The sequence below is a fragment of the Streptococcus sp. ELY_125 genome (assembly GCF_058314535.1).
In genome coordinates, this window is sequence record NZ_JBZFUM010000010.1 from 1 (window position 1) to 21,188 (window position 21,188).

The 21,188-nt window shown below is 39.7% G+C and carries 20 protein-coding genes; 17 read left to right on the forward strand and 3 right to left on the reverse strand.

The window, feature by feature from the left end; all coding sequences use genetic code 11:
• Positions 1–162 precede the first annotated feature (162 nt).
• Positions 163–732: a DUF4352 domain-containing protein gene (locus AC4HAL_RS05425; RefSeq protein WP_491093332.1), complete on the forward strand. Its 570-nt coding sequence runs from the start codon at positions 163–165 to the stop codon at positions 730–732.
• 1,439 nt (positions 733–2,171) lie between these two features.
• On the opposite strand, the gene AC4HAL_RS05430 is transcribed toward AC4HAL_RS05425, so the two are convergent.
• Positions 2,172–2,351, reverse strand: coding sequence for a hypothetical protein (locus AC4HAL_RS05430; RefSeq protein WP_491093383.1), 180 nt, complete (start codon positions 2,349–2,351; stop codon positions 2,172–2,174).
• Between the two features lie 97 nt (positions 2,352–2,448).
• A complete protein-coding gene (locus AC4HAL_RS05435) occupies positions 2,449–2,757 on the reverse strand; it encodes a hypothetical protein (RefSeq protein WP_491093333.1) in 309 nt (102 codons plus the stop codon).
• Between the two features lie 426 nt (positions 2,758–3,183).
• Here AC4HAL_RS05435 and nagA point away from each other — a divergent pair, with 426 nt between their 5' ends.
• The 3 genes from nagA (at position 3,184) to fghA (ending at position 7,063) form a co-directional block, all read left to right on the forward strand.
• Entirely contained in the window at positions 3,184–4,332 is a 1,149-nt protein-coding gene (gene nagA / locus AC4HAL_RS05440; protein WP_491093334.1) for an N-acetylglucosamine-6-phosphate deacetylase, read from the forward strand.
• A 235-nt stretch (positions 4,333–4,567) separates the two neighbouring features.
• Entirely contained in the window at positions 4,568–5,686 is a 1,119-nt protein-coding gene (locus AC4HAL_RS05445; RefSeq protein WP_491093380.1) for an S-(hydroxymethyl)glutathione dehydrogenase/class III alcohol dehydrogenase, read from the forward strand.
• Between the two features lie 519 nt (positions 5,687–6,205).
• Positions 6,206–7,063 carry an S-formylglutathione hydrolase gene (gene fghA, locus AC4HAL_RS05450; RefSeq protein WP_491093335.1) on the forward strand — a complete coding sequence of 286 codons (858 nt, stop codon included), beginning with the start codon at positions 6,206–6,208 and terminating at the stop codon, positions 7,061–7,063.
• 486 nt (positions 7,064–7,549) lie between these two features.
• Here the strand turns inward: fghA and AC4HAL_RS05455 are convergent, their stop codons facing one another.
• Positions 7,550–8,437, reverse strand: a complete 888-nt coding sequence (locus AC4HAL_RS05455) for a LysR family transcriptional regulator (protein ID WP_491093336.1) — start codon at positions 8,435–8,437, stop codon at positions 7,550–7,552.
• A gap of 190 nt (positions 8,438–8,627) precedes the next feature.
• Between AC4HAL_RS05455 and AC4HAL_RS05460 the strand changes: the two genes are divergently transcribed.
• From AC4HAL_RS05460 to AC4HAL_RS05520, 13 genes are all read left to right on the forward strand, one after another.
• Entirely contained in the window at positions 8,628–10,001 is a 1,374-nt protein-coding gene (locus AC4HAL_RS05460; protein WP_491093337.1) for an aminotransferase class I/II-fold pyridoxal phosphate-dependent enzyme, read from the forward strand.
• 1 nt (position 10,002) lies between these two features.
• Positions 10,003–11,466 (forward strand): class I adenylate-forming enzyme family protein, encoded by a 1,464-nt coding sequence (locus tag AC4HAL_RS05465; RefSeq protein ID WP_491093338.1) that lies wholly within the window; start codon positions 10,003–10,005, stop codon positions 11,464–11,466.
• A gap of 2 nt (positions 11,467–11,468) precedes the next feature.
• Positions 11,469–12,404 carry a DMT family transporter gene (locus AC4HAL_RS05470; protein WP_491093339.1) on the forward strand — a complete coding sequence of 312 codons (936 nt, stop codon included), beginning with the start codon at positions 11,469–11,471 and terminating at the stop codon, positions 12,402–12,404.
• A gap of 20 nt (positions 12,405–12,424) precedes the next feature.
• Positions 12,425–13,438, forward strand: a complete 1,014-nt coding sequence (gene gap / locus AC4HAL_RS05475) for a type I glyceraldehyde-3-phosphate dehydrogenase (RefSeq protein ID WP_491093340.1) — start codon at positions 12,425–12,427, stop codon at positions 13,436–13,438.
• A gap of 141 nt (positions 13,439–13,579) precedes the next feature.
• Positions 13,580–13,786, forward strand: a complete 207-nt coding sequence (locus AC4HAL_RS05480; protein WP_491093341.1) for a hypothetical protein — start codon at positions 13,580–13,582, stop codon at positions 13,784–13,786.
• 289 nt (positions 13,787–14,075) lie between these two features.
• Complete coding sequence (locus AC4HAL_RS05485; RefSeq protein ID WP_004228121.1) at positions 14,076–14,492, forward strand: SRPBCC family protein; 417 nt, start codon at positions 14,076–14,078, stop codon at positions 14,490–14,492.
• Positions 14,489–14,947, forward strand: coding sequence for a MarR family winged helix-turn-helix transcriptional regulator (locus tag AC4HAL_RS05490; protein ID WP_491093342.1), 459 nt, complete (start codon positions 14,489–14,491; stop codon positions 14,945–14,947). Before AC4HAL_RS05485 ends, AC4HAL_RS05490 begins: the two co-directional genes overlap by 4 nt.
• Positions 14,940–15,350, forward strand: a complete 411-nt coding sequence (locus tag AC4HAL_RS05495) for an EVE domain-containing protein (protein ID WP_491093343.1) — start codon at positions 14,940–14,942, stop codon at positions 15,348–15,350. Before AC4HAL_RS05490 ends, AC4HAL_RS05495 begins: the two co-directional genes overlap by 8 nt.
• A 284-nt stretch (positions 15,351–15,634) precedes the next feature.
• Positions 15,635–16,552, forward strand: a complete 918-nt coding sequence (glyQ, locus tag AC4HAL_RS05500) for a glycine--tRNA ligase subunit alpha (RefSeq protein ID WP_491093344.1) — start codon at positions 15,635–15,637, stop codon at positions 16,550–16,552.
• A gap of 195 nt (positions 16,553–16,747) precedes the next feature.
• A complete protein-coding gene (glyS, locus tag AC4HAL_RS05505) occupies positions 16,748–18,784 on the forward strand; it encodes a glycine--tRNA ligase subunit beta (RefSeq protein WP_491093345.1) in 2,037 nt (678 codons plus the stop codon).
• Between the two features lie 48 nt (positions 18,785–18,832).
• Positions 18,833–19,090, forward strand: coding sequence for a DUF896 family protein (locus tag AC4HAL_RS05510; protein ID WP_491093381.1), 258 nt, complete (start codon positions 18,833–18,835; stop codon positions 19,088–19,090).
• 200 nt (positions 19,091–19,290) lie between these two features.
• Positions 19,291–20,766 carry a BglG family transcription antiterminator gene (locus AC4HAL_RS05515; protein WP_491093346.1) on the forward strand — a complete coding sequence of 492 codons (1,476 nt, stop codon included), beginning with the start codon at positions 19,291–19,293 and terminating at the stop codon, positions 20,764–20,766.
• Entirely contained in the window at positions 20,756–21,181 is a 426-nt protein-coding gene (locus AC4HAL_RS05520; protein WP_491093347.1) for a PTS sugar transporter subunit IIA, read from the forward strand. Before AC4HAL_RS05515 ends, AC4HAL_RS05520 begins: the two co-directional genes overlap by 11 nt.
• Positions 21,182–21,188 lie beyond the last annotated feature (7 nt).

The window sequence follows — 21,188 nt, forward strand, 5'->3', positions numbered from 1 at the left end:
GTGATGATGTTTAGCGGTATAATGTAAGTGGTTCATTTGGATAACTCCTGTTCGTTTGATCACTAACAGCATAATCCAAATGGACTTTTTTGTGAACTAAAAAATAAACTAGCACCACGGGTATATATAATATTTCTATCAATTAGATGGGAGTTCTAAGATATGAAGAAATTAAAAGGTTGTTTAAGTGTTATTGTATTGCTGCTGATAATCGGTGCGATTGGTAGTACATTTGGGAAAGATGATGAGAGTAGTGCGAACACTAGCAGTGATTCTAAGGTACAAAAAGAAGTTACCGATACGATTAAAACTACTAAAAAGAAAGCCAGTCAGAAAAAGGCTCGCAAGACATACGGAGTTGGTGACGTTGTCAAAGTTGGCAATGTAGAGTATACGGTTAATTCAGTATCACAAGCAACTAGCGTAGGCTCTGAATATTTTGGAGAGACTGCCCAAGGTGTTTATCTATTGGTAAATATTACTGTGAAAAATAATGGTAAAGAGTCTTTAAGTGTTTCAGATGATTTCTTTAAAATTTATAAGGGAGATACTGAATATAAATCTGATTCTGAGGCTTCTTTGTATGCTAATGATAATACTGGGTTTTTCTTGGAAGAAATTAACCCAGGAAATTCTGTAACAAGTACAGTAGCCATTGATGTCCCCCAAGATGTTGCAAATGCTAAAGGCCTTCAATTACAAGTCCAAACAGGTGTGTGTGTGGGGAACTGAAAAAGAAAGAATTAATATTCAATAATTTTTAAGGCCTAGTAAGGGCTATTATGAGTATGTGTTAAATTAAAAGGTTTGGTTGTGCTCCGAGCCTTTTAATATTATTTGAAATAGAAACGCTAGATTGTTGTTGATTGGACACGCCTATGCTTTTAGTAGTGCTTTAAATAATCACAAAAAAGAGAACCAATTGATTCTCTCCTGCATCTAATTATTGGCTATCAACTATTAATTAGCAAGAAGAACTATAGCTGCTAATTCAATAGTTATCACAAATGACACTTTATGCTTTACGACTCTAAATTGGCTAGACAATATGCTAAATGACAGACTTTAAAAGTCTTTAATATGTGACCTTTTAAAGAAGGCATATTTCACAAATACCCATCAGAATCATTTAGGTACAGCCAATAATTAATATAACTGCCTTTTTCTAGTATTAAAGATACATAGCAAAGTAAAGGTCAACCTTTTCATGGGCATCATAAAAGTTAGAACCAGCGATTCAAGTAGCTTATAATCTAGTTATTTAAACTTTATTATACCTAATTTATATAAGATAATAGATGCTACAATTGCAACTAAAACACCAATAATAAAATACTTCATATTAATAACTCCATCATCAGTCCCAACAGGTAGACAAATATGTGGCTGCACCAGCAGCTGCAGTTAAGCATTCCTGCTTATATGACCTCCTTCTGAAAAAGAGCGATAAAGTCTGTATCTACAGCTTTAAAGTTATTAGGAACCATGTTGCTGTGTTCATAAATTTCTCCTATTTCTAATTAATATCTCTTATTAATATGTAGTTATTAAAGAGAGATGATTTAAGTTTTTAGAGGTTCTCTTTATTTGTTGCAGAAAAAAAGATAGTAAATTATTACTAAGGCAGAAGCAGATATATTTACAAAAAAAAGCAGTTATTTTAGCTATTTTTGTACTAAACTTTTTTGAAAATTTACTAGCAGTATTAATAGAAAAAAGCCAAAAAAGAGCAATTATTAGTTCTTTCATTTAAAAGTTACCTCTTTTTAGTTAATCCGTCTCATTAAAATAACTTATCTCCTTGTTTTAAAGTTATCCAAAGGATAAAAATAATCACATATTTCATAACTAATTAGTCAAACAATCTTCTGCTCTATAACTTAAAACTGAGAGCCATATTTCCTTCAAACGATCCAGCTCCTAACGCCTCTGAATCATTATAAAAAGGCCCCCGACACCATGATGGAGGCGGGGAAATCTAAGTATGGACTACTTTTTTCTAAAAAGTTGAAAAAACTTATTGAGTAAATGATTATTATACTTAAAACCGCTAATGCCAGTAAGATAAACACAAATTTTCCAAAATGTTTATTTGGCAAACAGCAACAAGGCTAATAAAACGATTAAATAGATCAGGAAATTTTCTTTTTAAAAATTTTTCATAACAATAATTAAAGCTGTGAACCAGCAATACCACAGGTAGTTCCTACTACCATTCCTTCACCAACACCGCCAAGAACAGCACCTACAACACTTCCAGCTCCTTTTTCTACAGCTGTACCGGCGATTAAATCTTTACCCGCACCGTCAATTACTCCGCCAACAAATCCTCCAGCAAAGCCAATCTTCACAACAAGTTATTTTGGTTTTTTCCGATTTATCAATTGTATAATTATTATGACAACTAGTGCTGTAATAGCTCCCGTAATGCAATATTTCATATTAACCTCAACAATTCAGTAAATAGTTCACTCCTCCACCAATTCCGCCGGCAACTGCACCAATAAATCCATTTGCAACACCACAAGCAAATGCACCTGTTACAGTCCCTACACCAGGACAAACGGCAGTTCCCCCCATTGCTCCTACCATCGCTCCTTCAGCGGCACCGGTGGCTGCTCCGGCAAGTCCACCATTACCTACGGCATCGTTGAAGCCTTTCCAACTAAAGTTCCCACCTTCAACGTTAACCAAGTAGTTGCTACCTGCTACTTCAAAATTATCAAATGCCATTAAATTTAAAGTTAATGTGTCCATAAAAATTCCCCTTCTTTAAAAATTACGTGGCTATTTTAACGCTTAAAATTTACTTATGCAAGAGAAATCAGGGCGACTTTGTAATATTTAGCATAAATGGTAATAAACCGAAAAACAAAGACAATTTTTCTGATAACTATCATAAAAAGTAAATCAGTGGTTTGAGCAGTGAGTTGATTAAGGCTAGCTAGTTTTCAGACATCAAGAATTGGTTCTACAATTTCTGTAGTCAGTAACCCTACTATGAAAATGATTGAGGTTTTGAGTCCTTATACCTCAAGGCTCTGTCTATCTTTGATTTTTCTTAGATATTGAAATTGAGTTGGGCACTACAGTTTATAAGATGACTGGTATATACCATTTACAAAATGATACAAAAACATTATAATGAAGAAAGGAAATCTCGTTGAAAGAGGGGAATAATAGATGGCAACCTACATTAAGGCCGATCGTTTTTATTATGCTCATGAGACTAAGCCAGCTGGCTATCTTGAAATCCTTGATGGCCGCTTTGGTCAGTGGGTTGAGAATGTACCAAGTGCTGCTCAAATCTTAGATTACACAGGTTATCAGATTGCATCGGGACTAATCGATACCCATATCCACGGTTACGCCGGTCATGATGTGATGGATAATTCCAGAGAGGGACTTCTTACGATCAGTCAGCACTTGCCAGAAGCTGGGGTGACTTCTTTTTTACCGACGACTTTGACGGCTAGCAGTCAGCAGCTGGAGGATATCTGCGCGACTATCGCTGATGTATCGGGATCTGAGATAGGTGCCAAGATTCAAGGGATCTACTTCGAGGGCCCCTATTTCACAGAGAAATATAAGGGAGCGCAAAATCCTTCCTACATGAGAAATCCGAGCTTTGAGGAGCTGGAGCGCTGGCAAAAGGCTGCAAAGGGTCTGCTGTGCAAAATCGGTTTAGCACCTGAGCGTGAAGGAACGGTTGAATTTATCCGCAAAGCCACAGCTTCCGGAGTCATTGTCGCGCTGGGGCACTCTGATGCTACTTATCAGGATGCCAAGCGGGCCGTCCAAGCAGGTGCTAGTGTCTGGGTGCATGCCTATAATGGCATGAATGGTCTCAACCATCGTGAACCTGGTATGGTGGGTGCTGTTTATAATCTTGATAATACCTATGCTGAGCTCATCTGCGATGGCTATCATGTGTCGCCAGTGGCTTGTCAGATTCTTTTCAGGCAAAAAGGTATTGATCATGTGGCTATGATCACCGATTGCATGTCAGCTGGAGGTCAGCCAGATGGTGATTATATGCTGGGTGAGCTGCCTGTGATCGTTAAGGATAATACTGCCCGTCTCAAGGATGGCGGTAACCTAGCCGGTTCCATCCTCAAACTAAAAGATGGCCTTAAAAATGTCGTTGACTGGGGGATTGCTACAGCTGAGGAGGCTGTCCATATGGCCACTTACGTTCCGGCCAAATCTGTCGGTCTTGAAGACAAGTGTGGCCAGCTGAAAGCAGATCTCCCAGCAGATTTTATCGTTTTAGATGCTGACTTGGAACTTAAGGCTACTTATATTAATGGTCAACAGGTATGGGGAAACTAGTTGAGTCGCTATTTGGTCTCGTTTGAGTACTTTAGTATCAGCCGTAGTGCTTCAAACAGTTGGTGCTAGAATTTTGCACCAGCTGTTTTCTTTTGTTAAACTATTAATGGTTTAAGGCAAAAGGCTAGTCTTGCCCAACAGGATTTAATATGGGGAAATTTCAGTATTTTCTGATATACAGCAGTTTTTGGCGATAAACCTTTCTTACTAGAATAACTTTTAGGAGGAATAGATGATGGAATTTATGAAAACACGCGCGGCTGTAGCTTGGGCCCCCAATGAGCCCTTAAAGATCGAAGAGGTCGACCTTATGATGCCCAAGGCGCATGAAGTCTTGGTTCGTATAACAGCAACAGGGGTTTGCCATACGGATGCTTATACACTTTCAGGTCAGGATAGTGAAGGGGTCTTTCCCTGTATCTTAGGGCATGAAGGTGCAGGTATTGTCGAGGCAGTCGGTGAAGGCGTTACTGAGTTTCAGGTCGGTGACCATGTCATTCCGCTTTATACAGCTGAGTGCGGTAAGTGTGAGTTTTGTTTATCCGGCAAGACTAACCTTTGTTCATCTGTCCGTGAGACCCAAGGCCGCGGTCTCATGCCAGATGAGACTGTTCGTTTCTACAAAGATGGTCAGCCTATCTACCATTATATGGGAACCTCTACCTTTGCGGAGCATACGGTGGTTGCTGATGTGTCCTTGGTTAAGGTCCGTGACGATGCTCCTCTTGAGGAAGTCTGCCTGCTTGGTTGCGGCGTGACGACTGGTATGGGGGCTGTGCTCAATACAGCCAAGGTTGAAGAAGGTTCAACTGTAGCTATCTTTGGTTTGGGCGGTATCGGACTTGCCGCGATTATCGGAGCTCGTATGGCCAAGGCTGGCCGTATCATTGCGATTGATACCAATCCTGATAAGTTTGAAAAAGCTAAGGAGCTTGGGGCGACTGACTTTGTCAATCCAAACGATTATGACCGTCCAATCCAAGAGGTTATCGTCGAGATGACCAACGGTGGCGTGGATTATTCCTTTGAATGTATCGGAAATGTCGAGGTCATGCGTTCTGCCTTGGAAGCTTGCCATAAAGGTTGGGGAGAAAGTATCATCATCGGGGTTGCCCCAGCAGGTGCTGAGATTCATACGCGCCCATTCCAGTTAGTGACAGGCCGTGTTTGGCGTGGGTCAGCCTTTGGCGGTGTCAAAGGGAAATCAGATCTTCCGGGTATCGTTGACCAGTACATGGATGGTGAATTCGCCCTTGATGATTTCATCACTCATACTATGCCGCTTGAAGATATCAACAAGGCCTTCGACCTTATGCATGAGGGCAAATCAATACGAACAGTAGTTCATTACTAAGATACCACTGACTTACTCGAACTAAGAGCTAAAGCTCTTATTCTCCTACGAGAATTTCTATGGAAATTCTCTATGTCACTGACTAATCCTAAACTTTCAGTATTATTGACTGAAAGTTTAGGATGGCGCCAAGCCGTTACGCGACTAGAATCTTATTTAAATCCCGAGCTTTAGCCTGTGTTCAGTTAGTCAAAATACAGCAGAGGCCAATAACTCTTAACTAGTGTCTCAATGAAAGACAAGAGGGGCTGGGACAAAAGTCCTTCCTCCTTTAACTATTTAAGATATAGCAGTTTGACGCAGTGGTTGATTAGAGCTAACACTTGCATGAACTTTGTTCATATTATTTCCAACCTCAAAAGGTCTCCCAGACCGCAGAGGTGGGATTGAAATACTCCGGTGGAGGATTTCAATCTGAGCCTAACAATAGGAGAGCAAGGAAAATCAAAATCGTGATTTTACCACGATTTACTGATTTTTGTCCCACTTTCTCTGGTTATCAAATATTTACTTAAACCTATGAAAAATCTAGAATTAATTTCAAGCAACCGCTCTTTTGGCGGTCAACACCAGCGCTATAGGCATTTGTCAACCAGCACTAAGACCCGGATGACTTTTGCCATCTATCTGCCGCCTCAGGTAGAAGCGGGAAAGAAAGTGCCGGTAGTGTATTTTCTGTCAGGTTTAACCTGCACTGATGAAAATTTCTCAACCAAGGCTGGTGCCCAGCAATGGGCTGCTAAGTATGGCCTAGCTCTGGTCATGCCAGATACTTCACCGCGCGGTGAAGGTGTAGCAGATGCAGAGAGTTATGATCTGGGGCAAGGAGCAGGCTTTTATGTCAATGCCACTCAGGAACCTTGGGTTAAACATTACCAGATGTATGATTACATTGTCGAAGAGTTGCCTGAGTTGATCGAGGCCAATTTCCCAGTTACTGACCAGCGTTCGATTTTTGGGCACAGTATGGGTGGGCACGGTGCCCTCCAGATTGGTCTTAAGAATCCTGAGCGCTACGCAGCTATCTCGGCCTTTGCGCCTATCGTTAATCCTCTGGAGACCCCTTGGGGGCAGAAGGCCTTCACCGCCTATCTCGGTGAGGATAAAAAAGCTTGGGAAGTCTATGACAGCACCCAGCTGCTGGCTCAGGTGGATCCTGATAAGTGCTTGCCGATTTTAATTGATCAGGGACTGGCGGATGGCTTTTATCCCGAGCAGCTCCAGCCCGAGCGCTTTGAAGCGGTGGCTAAGGAGCGTCAGCTTCCTGTCACTCTCAATCTGCACGAAGGCTATGATCACAGTTATTATTTTATTGCTAGTTTTGTCCAAGAACATCTAGCTTTTCATGCCGAACATTTGGGGTTAGGGGAAGACTAGCTTTTAAGTCATGAGAGATTTTAGAACAATCGGGTGGTAATTTTTAGAGAGCAGTTTGAGCTGCTCTTTTTTTGTCCAAGACAAGAAAATTTCATTTCTTGAAGTTAGGAAGTTAGGGAAATTGCAATATCCGAGGTCTTGACGAATATCTTTGATAAACTTGTTAGTTGCTTAGAGCTTAATGTTTGAGAAGTCTAGTTCAAGTGCATTTGTGATGTATGGTATGGTTTATATTTATATTTTTTAAAGGTCTTAAAAACAGATAGTAAGAGAACGAATAATTATGAGTAACTAAGAAGCTAGTAGACCTGCTCACATTATTTGAGACTATAGTAATCTTTTTGCTGTTGAATCTAGTAAAAAATGGTTAAACAGAGGAAATCAATTCCTGTGGATCTACGGATTTAGCTTGGTAATAATCGACTGTAACTCTATCTAACACTGAACGAATTGAAGGTAATTTCTTGCTTTTTTATTTACAATCTTTTAATTATTATCAGTATTCGATAAATAACTTATAAATTCAGAAATAGGAAAAGATTTATTAGAAAAGACGGACACACTTCGAGTGAAAGTGTGTTCAAGTTCTTTCATAGAAAGATTTAAAGCGCTATTTTCTACCTTTGTTAAAGCTAATGATTTTGGAAGTATTGTTAAAAAATCAGAATTAGCAACAAATGCTATCGTTGACTCGCTATAGTCTATTTCAAATATAGTTGGCAATTTCATACCTAATTGCTTATAAGAATGGACAAAGTGCTGATGTATGGGACAATACTTTGGGTACATTATTAGTTCGTATTTTTGAAGCTCATCTGTAGATAATGTGTTTTCATAAGAATTAATCTTGCTATTTTTATTAGAAAAAACAGCAACGCAGGGCTCTTTAAATAGTAATACCTCTTCATAATCTCGAATAAGTTGTTCTCTTAGTAGCGAATCCATGATGATGACATCTAAGTTACCATCATTAAAAGGCTCAACCAATTCAGAAATTTTGTTAGTAAGTACTGTACGATTCACTTTGGATAACGAGTCGACAAAGAATTTAGGAAATTTAGATGAAGCAACACTATCCAAAGAACCTATATTTAAATCATTAAAAGTCTTGACTGTCCCTAAATTATGCAAAGATGAAAATTCTTTTAAAATCTTCTTTGCTTTTTGATATAAAATTTCTCCTTCGGGTGTCAAAGTGACCCCTTTCGAGGAACGTATCAGAAGCTGTGCATTTGAAAAGTCTTCCAGCTGTTTAATTTTTTTACTAATTGCTGGCTGTGAAAGGAGTAAGCTCTCACTACTTTTATTGATACTTTTACTTTCTGCTACAACTGTAAAAACAGTCAATAAGTCTAAATTTATTGAATCAAACATAGTGATATTATACTCTAAATTTATTTAGAAAAATGTTACTATTTCAAGTCACATTTTTAATTATATATTGTTTTTACTAATTTCTTTCTGTCTATATGCCATTTAGTTATAAGGGTATAACAAAATGAGTATTCCATTTTGGAAAGTAGCATGTTAAACTCTGTCATAAGAACGTGAGGAGGCTAGAGCAATGAATAGCAGGTTTATATTAAGTAATAAGATAATTGAGCTAGGTAAAGAGAATGTTTCGTCTTTCCATGCTCTACCGATTTCAAGTTATAGCAAAAATATTGCTCAGGGCATTATAAAAGAAAAATTAGATGCTCTTTTAGGTGAAACATATTTACAAGATGAGGTTACCTATAATTGGATAGATAATCCAGTGTTTCCATCTAGTAGTTTAAGAATATCTGAGGAGCTTACAGCAGACACATTTAAAGCAAAAAGGAGTTTATATATTACCTCAGGGACCTCTTCAGCTAATCAAATTTCACTATTTGCAACCGTACAAAGAGGAGATAAGGTGTTAGTTGATAGGACATGTCACCAATCAATCCACTTTGTTTTATCCTTATTGGGAGCGGAAGTACATTATATGGAATTGAATAGTGAGTTTGAAAAGCTTAATAGACGGTTCACGAATTATAGAGAAGCTATAAGTCAATATAGAGATGCTGCCGTAAAAAAGCAACCGTTTAAGATGGTCATTATTAATTCTTGTTCATATGAAGGAATTTGTTGTAAATCAAGTGAACTAATAAAGAAAATGTTGAAAATAAATAGTGATGTTACTTTTTTGATTGATGAGGCTTGGCTGGCATTTTCATTATTCCATGCAGAAACTTCCCACTTATCGCTTCTTAGTAACTTTCCACAATTATCTTGGTCTTTTCCAAAAGCAAATTTTATCATTACTCAATCGGCTCATAAATCTACTATATCATTGAGGCAAGGGTCATACATACATCTAGTAGGGACGAGACAGTTTATTAAAAGAATTGAAGAGAGTAAGTATAAATATCATACTACATCGCCAGATTTTTTGATTTTGGCTTCACTAGAGCTTGCTAGGGAAGATATGGTTTTAAATGGTAGGAGTTCTATTGATAACTCCATAAAATTAAAAAAATATTTTTGTGAAAAGATAAGAAATTTAAATCTGTTTTGTCCTTATGACTTTGATGATGTGGACTACCACTACGATCCTTTGAAACAAATTGTTCTTTTTGAGAAGAAAATTTCTCCAGAAGAACTTAAAGAAAAATTTAAGGTGGGGGGGGTATACATTAGTCTAATTTGTGAGAGCTACTTTTTAGTTAATTTCCATATTGGAATATGTCAGAAAGATGTAGATAAACTGGTTAGCGTATTACAAAAAATTGATACCTCTTTATACCCGACAGGGCAAAATTCTAAAGTATCAGACGAGTTTATTATTCCATATCCGCCTGGAGTTCCTATAGCCGTTCCTGGCGAAGCTATAACTACTGGTCTAAAACAAAGGATAGAAGAATATAGACACTCAGGAAGTAGAGTGGTGCGAGTAAAGAAAGAGGTAAAATAATATGTTAGCATTAGAAAATTTAATTCAAATTAAGAATAGGAATCCAGATAAATTAATTTTAATTTCTGATGAAAAATCGTTTAGTTGGAAAGAATATACCAATTTAGTCATCAATAATTTAATAAATCCGACTTTGAAGTCAATATTGGATAAAACCAATAGGGCAATCATAATTTCTGAAAATACTTGGAAAGTATTTTCAATTTATTCTTGCCTTTCAACACTAAAAATACCGTATTCAGGGATTGATTATTCTATGGAAGACGATAAAAAGATTGCAGCAATAAACAAATCAGGAGCAAATACAGTCTTTTATTCCAAGGATCAAAAACCACCTCAAAATTTAATAGATTCGTTGGGGAATGTTTCGTTTATTTCTCTCGATATTCTTCATGATAATATTGAGGAATCTAATCTATTGGATTTTAATATTAAAAAGCATAGTGATTCAATCGTTAGTTTTGGATTTACTTCTGGAACAACAGGATTACCTAAATGCATATATCGGGATTATTCATTTGCTACAGAAAGAATGAAGGAACTTACTAAATTATATAACTTCAATACCTCTGATGTGTTTTTAGTAACAATGCCGTTTTATCATGTATCTGTCAATGGTTGGGTCAAGCTAACACTAAATAATGGAGGAAGTGTGGTATTAGGGGATTTCAATAACCCAATTGATTTATCATCGAAAATAAAACAATATGGTATTACAACAATGTTAATAACTCCATCAGTTTTAAAATCATTAAATTTTGTACTTGATCAGCAAGGATTTATAAATTCAACAGTACGCTTTATCATGGTAGGGGGAAAAAATTTCCCTCCAGAATTAAAAGAAGAGACTCAAAATTTATTTGGGCCAGTTTTACATGAATATTATGGAAGTTCTGAAACAGGTATTAATGTTTTAGCAAACTCATCAGATATGATGTTACATCCTAGTAGTTCAGGTCGTGTGATGAAAGGGAGCGATGTAATCATTGTTGACAGTGATAATCGTAAGGTTCCAAATAATCACATTGGTAGGGTTGCTATATACAGCTATCAAAATGCAACAGGATATATAAATCAATCATTGGAAAAATTTAATTTCAAACAAAAAGAATATATTTTGACATCCGACTATGGTTACATGAATGATGAAGGGTATATCTTTATTGTTCAGAGGGTCTTAAGTCATGAAAATAATGAAATTATTAATGTATTTCAAATTGAAAACCGACTAAGATTAATCAAAGGTATAGATGATGTAGCAATCGTACAGAAAAATAATCTACTACTAGTCAACGTTAAGCTTAAAAAAATATCAGAAATGAAAAGAAGCTTGGTGAATGATTTGGTATGTTGGATCTTAGAGAAGACAAAAATGTCATATGATTTGAAATATACAGATGAAATTCATTACAGTATGTCTGGGAAAGTCAAATATACTGAAGTTATTAATTCTGAAGGAAGGTAAAAATGAAGAAGAATTACTTGATTGGCGTAGTAATGTGTTTAATTGCAGTCCTATCATGGGGTGGAATGTTTCCGATAATGAGTCCAGCACTTAAAATTATGGATCCATTCTATTTTACGTTATTTAGGTATGGTAGTGTTGCAATTATTTTTTCAATATTATTGTTAATTTTTGAAGGTAAGCAAGCGTTTAAGCCTGAGGGAAATTCATTAAAACTATGGTTTTTAGGGACTTTAGCATTTGCGGGATTTAGTTTCTTAGTTTTTCTAGGGCAGAAGATAGCTGGGGCTTCAGGATCGTTAATTGCTTCTGTGATGATGGCAGTTCAACCTTTGCTAGGAGTATTGGTTGCCTGGAGGTTTCGTGGAGTAAAACCTACAGCGGTATCATTTATTTCAATGGTAATTGCTGGAACTGGGGTCTTTATGGTCGTAACGAAAGGAAATCCGGCTAGTTTATTTAGAAGTAGCTCTTCTTTGCTAGCCGCTCTCTTTATTCTGTTGGGAGCTTTGTGCTGGGTAATATACTCTTCAGGTGGAGCAGAATTTCCTACTTGGTCAATTTTGAGGTATTCAACTCTAACTACAATATATGGGATATTCTCAGTCATCATTATTTTAATGATTGCGACTCTATTAGGACTTCTATCAGTCCCAAGTGTTTCGCAAATTACTGGAGTGGGTGGAGCTCTAGCCTATATGATTTCATTTGCAGGAGTAATTGCTGTTTTTACATGGAATATGGGAAATAGGTTGATTGATTCAATTAATGGTATTTTATTTATGAATTTAGTCCCTATAACTTCATTTGTAATCACAATCTTTATGGGGTATAAAATTTCTTTTTTTGAGATGATTGGGTGTATTTTAACAATTTGTGCGTTAGTCGGTAATAACATATACAATAGGTATCAACTCAAATTAAGTAAGGATAATTAAATTTTTTGGAGGAAATAATAATGGCAGTAAAAATAGGTATTAACGGTTTCGGACGTATCGGACGTTTAGCTTTCCGTCGTATTCAAAATGTTGAAGGTGTTGAAGTTGCTCGTATCAATGACCTTACTGACCCAGCAATGCTTGCACACTTGTTGAAATACGATACAACTCAAGGTCGCTTTGACGGTACTGTTGAAGTTAAAGACGGTGGATTCGAAGTTAACGGTCAATTCGTCAAAGTTTCAGCAGAACGTGATCCAGAACAAATTGACTGGGCTAACGATGGTGTTGAAATCGTTCTTGAAGCGACAGGTTTCTTTGCCACTAAGGAAGCTGCTGAAAAACACTTGCACGATGGTGGTGCTAAGAAGGTTGTTATCACTGCTCCTGGTGGATCAGATGTTAAAACAGTTGTATTTAACACTAACCATGATGTTCTTGATGGTTCTGAAACAGTTATCTCAGCTGGTTCATGTACAACAAACTGTCTTGCACCAATGGCAGATGCATTAAATAAAAACTTTGGCATTAAAGCTGGTACTATGACTACAGTTCACGGATATACTGGTGACCAAATGATCCTTGATGGACCACATCGTAAGGGTGATTTCCGTCGTGCTCGTGCCGCTGCAGTAAACATAGTTCCAAACTCAACTGGTGCTGCTAAGGCAATTGGTCTTGTCTTGCCAGAATTAAATGGTAAACTTCAAGGTCATGCTCAACGTGTTCCAGTTCCAACAGGATCATTGACTGAATTAGTTTCAGTTCTTGACAAGACAGTTACTGCTGATGAAGTAAATGCAGCTATGAAGGCAGCGGCCAACGAATCATTTGGTTACAACGAAGATCAAATCGTTTCATCTGATATCATTGGTATGTCATTCGGTTCATTGTTTGATGCAACTCAAACAGAGGTAACTGAAGGTACTGATGGCACTCAATTGGTTAAAACAGTATCATGGTATGACCACGAAATGTCATACACTTCACAGTTGGTTCGTACTCTTGAATACTTTGCAAAAATCGCTAAATAAATTTTATTGAATAGTGAACACAAAAAGAATCAGTTTGAACTGCTCTTTTGTGTTGCTGTTTAATGGTAAGATCATAACATGAAATACTAGTTACCAAAAAAGTGCCTACTTTACAGTGGAGGCAGAAGAAGAAATCAAACAGTGAGATGGCTTTATGTTTCGCCACCTGCCGAGCTAAGATTCGGTCAGCCCAAGGTGGGTAAAACGGTATTATCGGACGATCATTTGAGGGACAATGCTAGTGGCAAAAGTACTTTAACTTATGCGGACTATGCAGAAGCCTTGATAACAGAAGCGCTTTCTTCTAAGCCTCATGTGCGGGAACATATTTCTTTTTTGGAATCTTAGGGAATGAAAAGAGAATGAGATTGGAAATAGGATGAACAGCGTTCATGGGATTAGATAACCTCCAACAGTTTCATATACTGTTGAGGCTATCCCTTGCATGGCAGCTAAACAGTCTAGTGGATTGTTTAAGGGGGCGCCTGAAAGTGGGCGCCCCAAGATAAGGACCACCAGTCTAGTAAAACTAGAGGAAGATGAAAGAGGCAGAGATTTTTTGTACTGACCTCTTTTTCTTGACATATATTATAAGTTAGCTTATAATATAAACACTTATTAACAAGGAGGAGTTTCTATGAAATTTTCTTTTGAGTTGGCTGTCAATGCTAAAAAAGAAGAAGTTTGGGTCTACTATTCTCAAATTGATCAGTGGTTTGTCTGGGAGAGTGATTTGGAACAGATTGCTTTGGACGGTGATTTCACTACAGGACAAAAGGGGCAAATGAAGCTGGAGGGCATGCCTGAACTTGCCTTCACTTTAGCTGAAGTGCGTGAAAATCAGTGTTTTTCTGATGTAACAGCAACGCCTTTTGGCAATGTTCTCTTTAAGCATGAGATATTTGAAGATCCTGCCGGTGGCATCAGCCTGAGACATTCTGTTTCTTTGACAGACGGTGAGATGACAGAGGACGCTTTGGCCTTTTTGAAACAGGTTTTTGACGATGTGCCAGAAAGTGTTGGAAAACTAAAACAAATTTTGGAGGCGGCATGACAAAAGCTTTTCATTCCCAATATGCGGACAACCATCAGGAATCGACAGGTCTTTTATTTGCCCGGGTCTACAATGTTTGGCATGGCAGAGTAAAGAAAGCTCTGCAAGACGTTGATCTGACGCATCCGCAGTTTATTATTCTGACGAGTTTAGGAGCTTTGGAAGCGAAACAAGATTGGATTACCCAGGTTACTCTAGCCGTTTTTTCGGATATGGATGTGATGACGGTCTCTCAAGTTCTCAAGCTCTTGCTGAAAAAAGGCTTGGTTGAACGGCGGGAACATCCGCAGGACAGTCGGGCAAAAGTTGTCTTTCTGACAGATACGGGCAGAGAGTGCATGAATCAGGCTTTGCCTCTCGTTGAGGCGATTGATCAGGATTACTTTGGCCAGCTGGACAATCAGCTGGCGGATTTCAATCAGCTTTTAATAAAACTGGAGAAAAGAGATGGTTAAATTTTGGGTCGGAGTGGTTTCGGAAAACCATGTTAAACGCGGTGTTGACAGCGGTTTTTGCCAGGTCTGTCATGGCAAGGGCGGGCCCTTGAAACGCATGAAAAAAGGAGACTATCTACTCTATTATAGTCCCAAGGTAGCACTTGATTCTGACCAGAAATTGCAGGCCTTCACAGCTGTGGGGAAAATGAAGGATGACAAGGTCTACCAATTTGAAATGACGCCGGACTTTGTTCCTTTCAGGCGCGATGTTGAGTATTACAAGTCTGTCCGTCCCTGCCCGATTGAAGTGGCAAGACAGCACCCAGACTGGAAAATCTATGCCAGTCAGTTGCGCTACGGGCATTTTGAAGTCAGTCGAGATTTCTTTATGTCTATTTTTGAGTATATGAAAGCGAGGTAAGCCTAGACAATCCGTATCTTTTCTGCTACAATGTACCCCAAGAAGGAATGTTGTTTCAATCGTTTCTCTCAGCGAGTTCGGAATGGTGGAAGCCGAATAGAAAAAAGGAATAACTGGCGCTTTCTCTTAGTTGCTCAACTAAGTTTAATTGTAATAAAATGAAGTAATAAATTAGGGTGGAACCGCGTTTTTAACGCCCCTATGTCACATGGCATGAGGGTTAAAGACATGGTTCTTTTTGTATCCTGGCTTTGCCATTTAATAGAGGAAAAAGGAGGACAGCAATGTCAAAAAAACTAACCTTCCAAGAGATTATTCTTAGCCTACAACAATACTGGAATGATCAGGGTTGTATGTTGATGCAGGCTTATGATAATGAAAAGGGGGCAGGGACTATGAGTCCGTACACCTTCCTGCGGGCTATCGGACCTGAACCTTGGAATGCGGCTTATGTGGAGCCCAGTCGTCGTCCGGCTGATGGGCGCTATGGAGAAAATCCTAATCGCCTTTACCAGCATCATCAATTCCAAGTGGTCATGAAACCATCGCCAAGCAATATTCAAGAGCTTTACCTTGAGTCTTTGGAAAAACTGGGGATCAACCCTTTGGAGCATGATATTCGCTTTGTTGAAGACAACTGGGAAAATCCTTCAACAGGTTCGGCTGGTCTCGGCTGGGAAGTTTGGCTGGATGGGATGGAAATTACCCAGTTTACTTATTTCCAACAGGTCGGTGGTTTGGCAACTGGTCCTGTAACAGCTGAGGTTACATACGGTTTAGAACGCTTGGCTTCCTATATTCAGGAGGTTGATTCTGTTTATGATATTGAGTGGGCGCCGGGTGTTAAGTACGGCGAAATCTTCAAACAACCTGAATACGAGCATTCAAAATACAGTTTTGAAATCTCAGACCAAGACATGCTCCTAGAAAACTTTGATAAGTTTGAAAAAGAAGCTGGCCATGCCTTGGAACAAGGTCTGGTTCACCCAGCCTACGACTATGTTCTCAAGTGTTCACATACCTTCAACTTGCTTGATGCGCGTGGTGCCGTTTCTGTAACGGAACGTGCGGGTTATATCGCCCGCATTCGTAATTTAGCTCGGATCGTTGCTAAGACCTTTGTGGCTGAACGCAAAAAATTGGGTTACCCACTTTTGGACGAAGAAACACGAGTTAAGTTATTAGCTGAAGACGCGGAGTAGTTCAAATTAGGCATTTAAAAAGCGAACGTAGTGAGCTCCAAAGGAGATCTTTCGCCGTGGTGGCAGTGCGATTTATCGTACAAGGGAATCGGCGAGACCTTAGGCTCGAAGATTAGCAATGGAACACCGAAGGTGGTCGCTTGCGACCTCACCACCAAGAAAGATGTCAAAGAAAGGAACATTCGGAGAAAAAATATGACAAAAAATTTATTAGTAGAACTTGGTCTGGAAGAACTTCCAGCCTATGTCGTAACCCCAAGTGAAAAACAATTGGGTAAAAAAATGGCAGACTTTTTGGAAGATAATCGCCTGTCATACGAGGCTATCCAAACTTTTTCAACACCGCGTCGCTTGGCAGTTCGTGTGATTGGCTTGGCTGATGCCCAAACGGATTTGAAAGAAGATTTCAAAGGTCCTGCTAAGAGAATCGCTCTAGACAGTGATGGTAACTTTACCAAGGCAGCTCAGGGATTTGTGCGCGGTAAGGGTCTAACAACAGATGATATCCGCTTTGAGGAGGTTAAGGGTGTTGAGTACGTTTATGTGACTAAAAACGAAGCAGGTAAACCTGCTGAAGATGTTTTGGCAGGCATCCCTGAGGTGCTTAACAGTCTTACCTTCCCCGTCAGCATGCACTGGGCTAAGAATACCTTTGAGTACATCCGTCCTGTTCACACCTTGACCGTACTTTTGGGTGACAAGGCGCTTGATATGGATTTTCTCGATATCAGCTCTGGTCGTATCAGTCGTGGTCACCGTTTTTTGGGTCAAGAAACTGAGATTGCTTCTGCAGATTCTTATGAAGATGTCCTTCGTAAAGAATTTGTGATTGCAGATAGCCTTGAGCGTGAGCGCATGATTGTGGAACAGATCAAGGCTATTGAAGCTAAGGAAAATGTCCAAGTTGATATCGATCCAGATCTTCTCAATGAAGTCCTTAACTTGGTTGAATATCCGACTGCTTTCATGGGGAGTTTTGATGAGAAATATTTGGAGATTCCAGAAGAAGTCCTTGTAACTTCCATGAAGAGTCATCAACGCTACTTCGTTGTCCGTGATCAGGAAGGTAAGCTCAGGCCTAACTTTATCTCGGTGCGTAATGGTAATGATGTCGCTCTGGAAAACGTCGTCAAAGGCAATGAAAAAGTGTTGGTTGCACGCCTTGAAGATGGGGAATTCTTCTGGCATGAGGATCAAAAACTTCGGATTGAAGATCTTGTGGCTAAGCTGTCTCAGGTGACCTTCCACGAAAAGATCGGCTCTCTGGCTGAACACATGGCGCGTGTTGGTGTTATTGCGGACTATCTTTCAAAACTAGCAGAGCTTTCATCAGATGAGGCGGCAGCTGTTGCTCGTGCAGCTGCTATCTATAAGTTTGATCTCTTGACTGGTATGGTCGGTGAGTTCGATGAGCTGCAAGGCATTATGGGTGAGAAGTACGCTCTTCTTGCAGGCGAAGAAGCAGCTGTTGCGACAGCCATCCGTGAGCATTATCTGCCTGATTCGGCTGATGGTGAGCTTCCAGAAACAAAGGTCGGTGCTGTTTTGGCTCTGGCTGATAAATTGGATACGCTCCTTAGCTTCTTCTCAGTCGGCCTTATCCCAAGCGGTTCTAATGACCCTTACGCTCTTCGTCGTGCGACACAAGGGATTGTCCGCATATTGGATACCTTCGGCTGGACCATTGCGATGGATGAGTTGGTGGGCAACCTCTATGGTCTTACGTTTGACAGCTTGACTTACGATAATAAAGCTGAAGTCCTTGATTTCATCCGTGCCCGTGTAGATAAGATGATGGGCAAGACACCAAAAGACATCAAGGAAGCGGTTCTCGCTGGCTCTACTTTTGTTGTATCAGACATGTTAGCTGCAGCGGATGCCCTTGTAGAGGCCTCGCAAAAAGACAACTACAAACCAGCAGTTGAAAGCTTGTCTCGTGTCTTCAACCTGGCTGAAAGAGCTGATAGGAGTGTCGTTATAGATGCTAAGCTCTTTGAAAATGACCAGGAAAAAGCCTTGGCTCAAGCTGTTGCTAAGCTTGAGTTGGGTAAGGATGCAAGTGCAAATATTGAGCAACTCTTTGCCCTCAGTCCAGTCATTGATGCCTTTTTTGACAATACCATGGTTATGGCAGACGACCAAGCGGTGAAAAACAATCGCTTAGCTATCCTCTCAGACTTGGCTGATAAAGCCAGTCAAGTTGCAGCCTTTAATAAGTTGGCGACTAAGTAGGTGCTGGCGAAAGTGCTCTCGTAAAAATAATATAAGAAGGTGATGACAATAGATCCTAAAAAAATTGCTCGGATTAACGAGCTTGCTAAAAAGAAAAAAACGCAAGGCCTAACTGGCCAAGAAAAGGTGGAGCAGGCTGAATTGCGCAAGGAATACATCGAGGGTTACCGGCGAAATCTGCGTCACCACATTGAAGGTATCAAATTGGTGGATGAAGATGGTAATGACGTAACCCCAGAAAAACTCCGCCAAATCCAGCGCCAAAAAGGCCTGCATGGCCGCAGTTTAGACGACCCGAACAGTTGATGAGATAAGCATAGGTTAGCGATTTTCGCTGGCCTTTTTGCATACCCAAATGTAAGCGGGTTGTCGAGATTTTAAAACGCTTTTGTAAGAATGGGTATTTAAAGTGAGGATAAGAAAAAAATGACCGTTGCAATGGCCATTTTTTAATAAGCGGACTTTTTTAAAAGCTATAGAATAAAGGTGTAAGTGGGGAAAAAATTATGGTTGAAAGTCGGAAAAAAATTGATGAGCTTCTCTTCTTTTTGAGCCAGCAATCAGATTACGTGACGGCTAGTCAATTAGCTCAGGCTCTGGGAAGATCAGAAAAGACCATTTATCGGATGATTAAGTCTCTCAATCAAGAACATGGCGGTCAGTTGATTGTTTCTCAAAAGGGCAGGGGGTATTGGCTGAATCAAGAAAAATACCTGACCTTTACTCAAAGATCCTATCTTCTTCATGATGACGTAACGGTTGAGAATAGACAGGAACTGATCTTGGAGCGTCTTTTGCTTAGAGCACCCAAAGGTCTGGCGCTCTATGATTTGTGCCAAGATTATTTTGTCAGCGAATCTGTTATTCAAAAGGATAAGCTGGAGTTACAAAAACTTTTGAATGACTATCAATTACGTTTGCTTAGTCGGGGGCGTACTCTCTCTATTCATGGAGAGGAGCAGAATATTCGCCGGGCTATTGCGGATTTGGTCCCAACGTTTAGAACAATTGATTTGGAGCAATTATCTCTTGGAAAAGATCAAACGATTGATAGGGAGGTGGCTAGCTTTATTCGGGCTGAGCTTCATTCTATTGAACAACATCTGCAAGCAGTTCTTCCCTACCCTTATGATGTTAATGTTTTTTCCCACTTATATATCATGATTATGCGTTCTAAAAAGGGGAAGATTTTCCTGGGAACCCATCAACCTCTTCAGAATTTTGAAGAAACGAACTCCTTGATGAAAGAAAGCTGGCGAGTCATTCAGGATGTTAGAGAAAAATTAGGGATTAGTGTTGATGATAGTGAAGTCTATCATCTCTATCAATATTTGATGGCTTCCCACTTTCAGGATATTCATGAGTCTGCTCCGATTTATTTTTCGCAGCGAACGTTGACAATTACTCACTTCTATTTCGAGCAGATACTTCCCGATAGAGGACAGGCTATTATAGAGGATTCTCCTATCTTTGTCGACTTGGCCAATCATATTAGTCCCATGCTCAGGCGTTTGGACCACAAGATTCGGATAAAAAATGCCATGCTGTCGGATATACGATTGACCTATCCTCAAATTTTTGATCGGGTTCGCCGCGTTTCAGAAGCAGTCAGTCAACGGTATGGTTTCCCGGCTATTAACCTGGACGAAATTGGCTTTATTACCCTCTACTTTGCCCGCTATCAAGAGACTCAATCACCGCCTATTCCTACTTTAATCATGTGTACCTCAGGCATTGGAACCTCAGAGTTGCTTCGCTCCAAGATTGAACAGCAATTTGGCGATTTAGCCATCTTATCGGTTCTGCCCTATCGAGATTTGGCCGATGTCAGTCGGCAATATCCAGAGGCCCAGCTGTTAATTACAACCGTTAATGTAGCGATACCAGAGAATATGACCAAAATCCTAGTCAGTGCCTTGATGACGGAGGATGATCAGAGGCGTATTCGGCGAAAGATTGAGGAGATTCGCTATGGTCACTAATCTTTATGACATTCACTTAGATCTAGCTCTGGCTGGTCGGGAAGAGGTCTATCGGTGTCTAGCAACGGAGCTTGCAAAAGATTCCTCCATTGATCAGTCAGCTATTTTGGAGGCCTTGGTCTGGCGGGAAAAATTGGGTAGTATTGAGATTGCACCGGGAGTAGTCTTGCCCCATATTGAACTTCCAGGTCTAGCCAACCGCATCATTATTAGCAGACTGGCATCAGCAGTCAACTGGTCTGAGACTGTTAATCACGTCCAGCTGGTACTTACTATTGCCTTGGACAGTCAGACCTGTAGTACCGAGCAATTCGCTATTCAGACCTTTGTGCGAAAGTTAGCCGATGAGCACTTTGTTCATCAATTGAGGAAGGTGGATTTAAAACAGTTGGAAATCATGCTAGAAAATTTATGAAGCTGGT

What these genes read in the sequence shown, in the direction of transcription:
- glyS (WP_491093345.1), top strand. Translation starts at nt 16,748, where the DNA reads ATGACAAAAAATTTATTAGTAGAACTTGGTCTGGAAGAACTTCCAGCC.
- AC4HAL_RS05495 (WP_491093343.1), top strand. Translation starts at nt 14,940, where the DNA reads ATGGTTAAATTTTGGGTCGGAGTGGTTTCGGAAAACCATGTTAAACGC.
- fghA (WP_491093335.1), top strand. Translation starts at nt 6,206, where the DNA reads ATGAAAAATCTAGAATTAATTTCAAGCAACCGCTCTTTTGGCGGTCAA.
- AC4HAL_RS05425 (WP_491093332.1), top strand. Translation starts at nt 163, where the DNA reads ATGAAGAAATTAAAAGGTTGTTTAAGTGTTATTGTATTGCTGCTGATA.
- AC4HAL_RS05470 (WP_491093339.1), top strand. Translation starts at nt 11,469, where the DNA reads ATGAAGAAGAATTACTTGATTGGCGTAGTAATGTGTTTAATTGCAGTC.
- AC4HAL_RS05515 (WP_491093346.1), top strand. Translation starts at nt 19,291, where the DNA reads ATGGTTGAAAGTCGGAAAAAAATTGATGAGCTTCTCTTCTTTTTGAGC.
- gap (WP_491093340.1), top strand. Translation starts at nt 12,425, where the DNA reads ATGGCAGTAAAAATAGGTATTAACGGTTTCGGACGTATCGGACGTTTA.
- AC4HAL_RS05435 (WP_491093333.1), bottom strand. Translation starts at nt 2,757, where the DNA reads ATGGACACATTAACTTTAAATTTAATGGCATTTGATAATTTTGAAGTA.
- AC4HAL_RS05520 (WP_491093347.1), top strand. Translation starts at nt 20,756, where the DNA reads ATGGTCACTAATCTTTATGACATTCACTTAGATCTAGCTCTGGCTGGT.
- glyQ (WP_491093344.1), top strand. Translation starts at nt 15,635, where the DNA reads ATGTCAAAAAAACTAACCTTCCAAGAGATTATTCTTAGCCTACAACAA.
- nagA (WP_491093334.1), top strand. Translation starts at nt 3,184, where the DNA reads ATGGCAACCTACATTAAGGCCGATCGTTTTTATTATGCTCATGAGACT.
- AC4HAL_RS05460 (WP_491093337.1), top strand. Translation starts at nt 8,628, where the DNA reads ATGAATAGCAGGTTTATATTAAGTAATAAGATAATTGAGCTAGGTAAA.
- AC4HAL_RS05445 (WP_491093380.1), top strand. Translation starts at nt 4,568, where the DNA reads ATGGAATTTATGAAAACACGCGCGGCTGTAGCTTGGGCCCCCAATGAG.
- AC4HAL_RS05485 (WP_004228121.1), top strand. Translation starts at nt 14,076, where the DNA reads ATGAAATTTTCTTTTGAGTTGGCTGTCAATGCTAAAAAAGAAGAAGTT.
- AC4HAL_RS05490 (WP_491093342.1), top strand. Translation starts at nt 14,489, where the DNA reads ATGACAAAAGCTTTTCATTCCCAATATGCGGACAACCATCAGGAATCG.
- AC4HAL_RS05465 (WP_491093338.1), top strand. Translation starts at nt 10,003, where the DNA reads ATGTTAGCATTAGAAAATTTAATTCAAATTAAGAATAGGAATCCAGAT.
- AC4HAL_RS05455 (WP_491093336.1), bottom strand. Translation starts at nt 8,437, where the DNA reads ATGTTTGATTCAATAAATTTAGACTTATTGACTGTTTTTACAGTTGTA.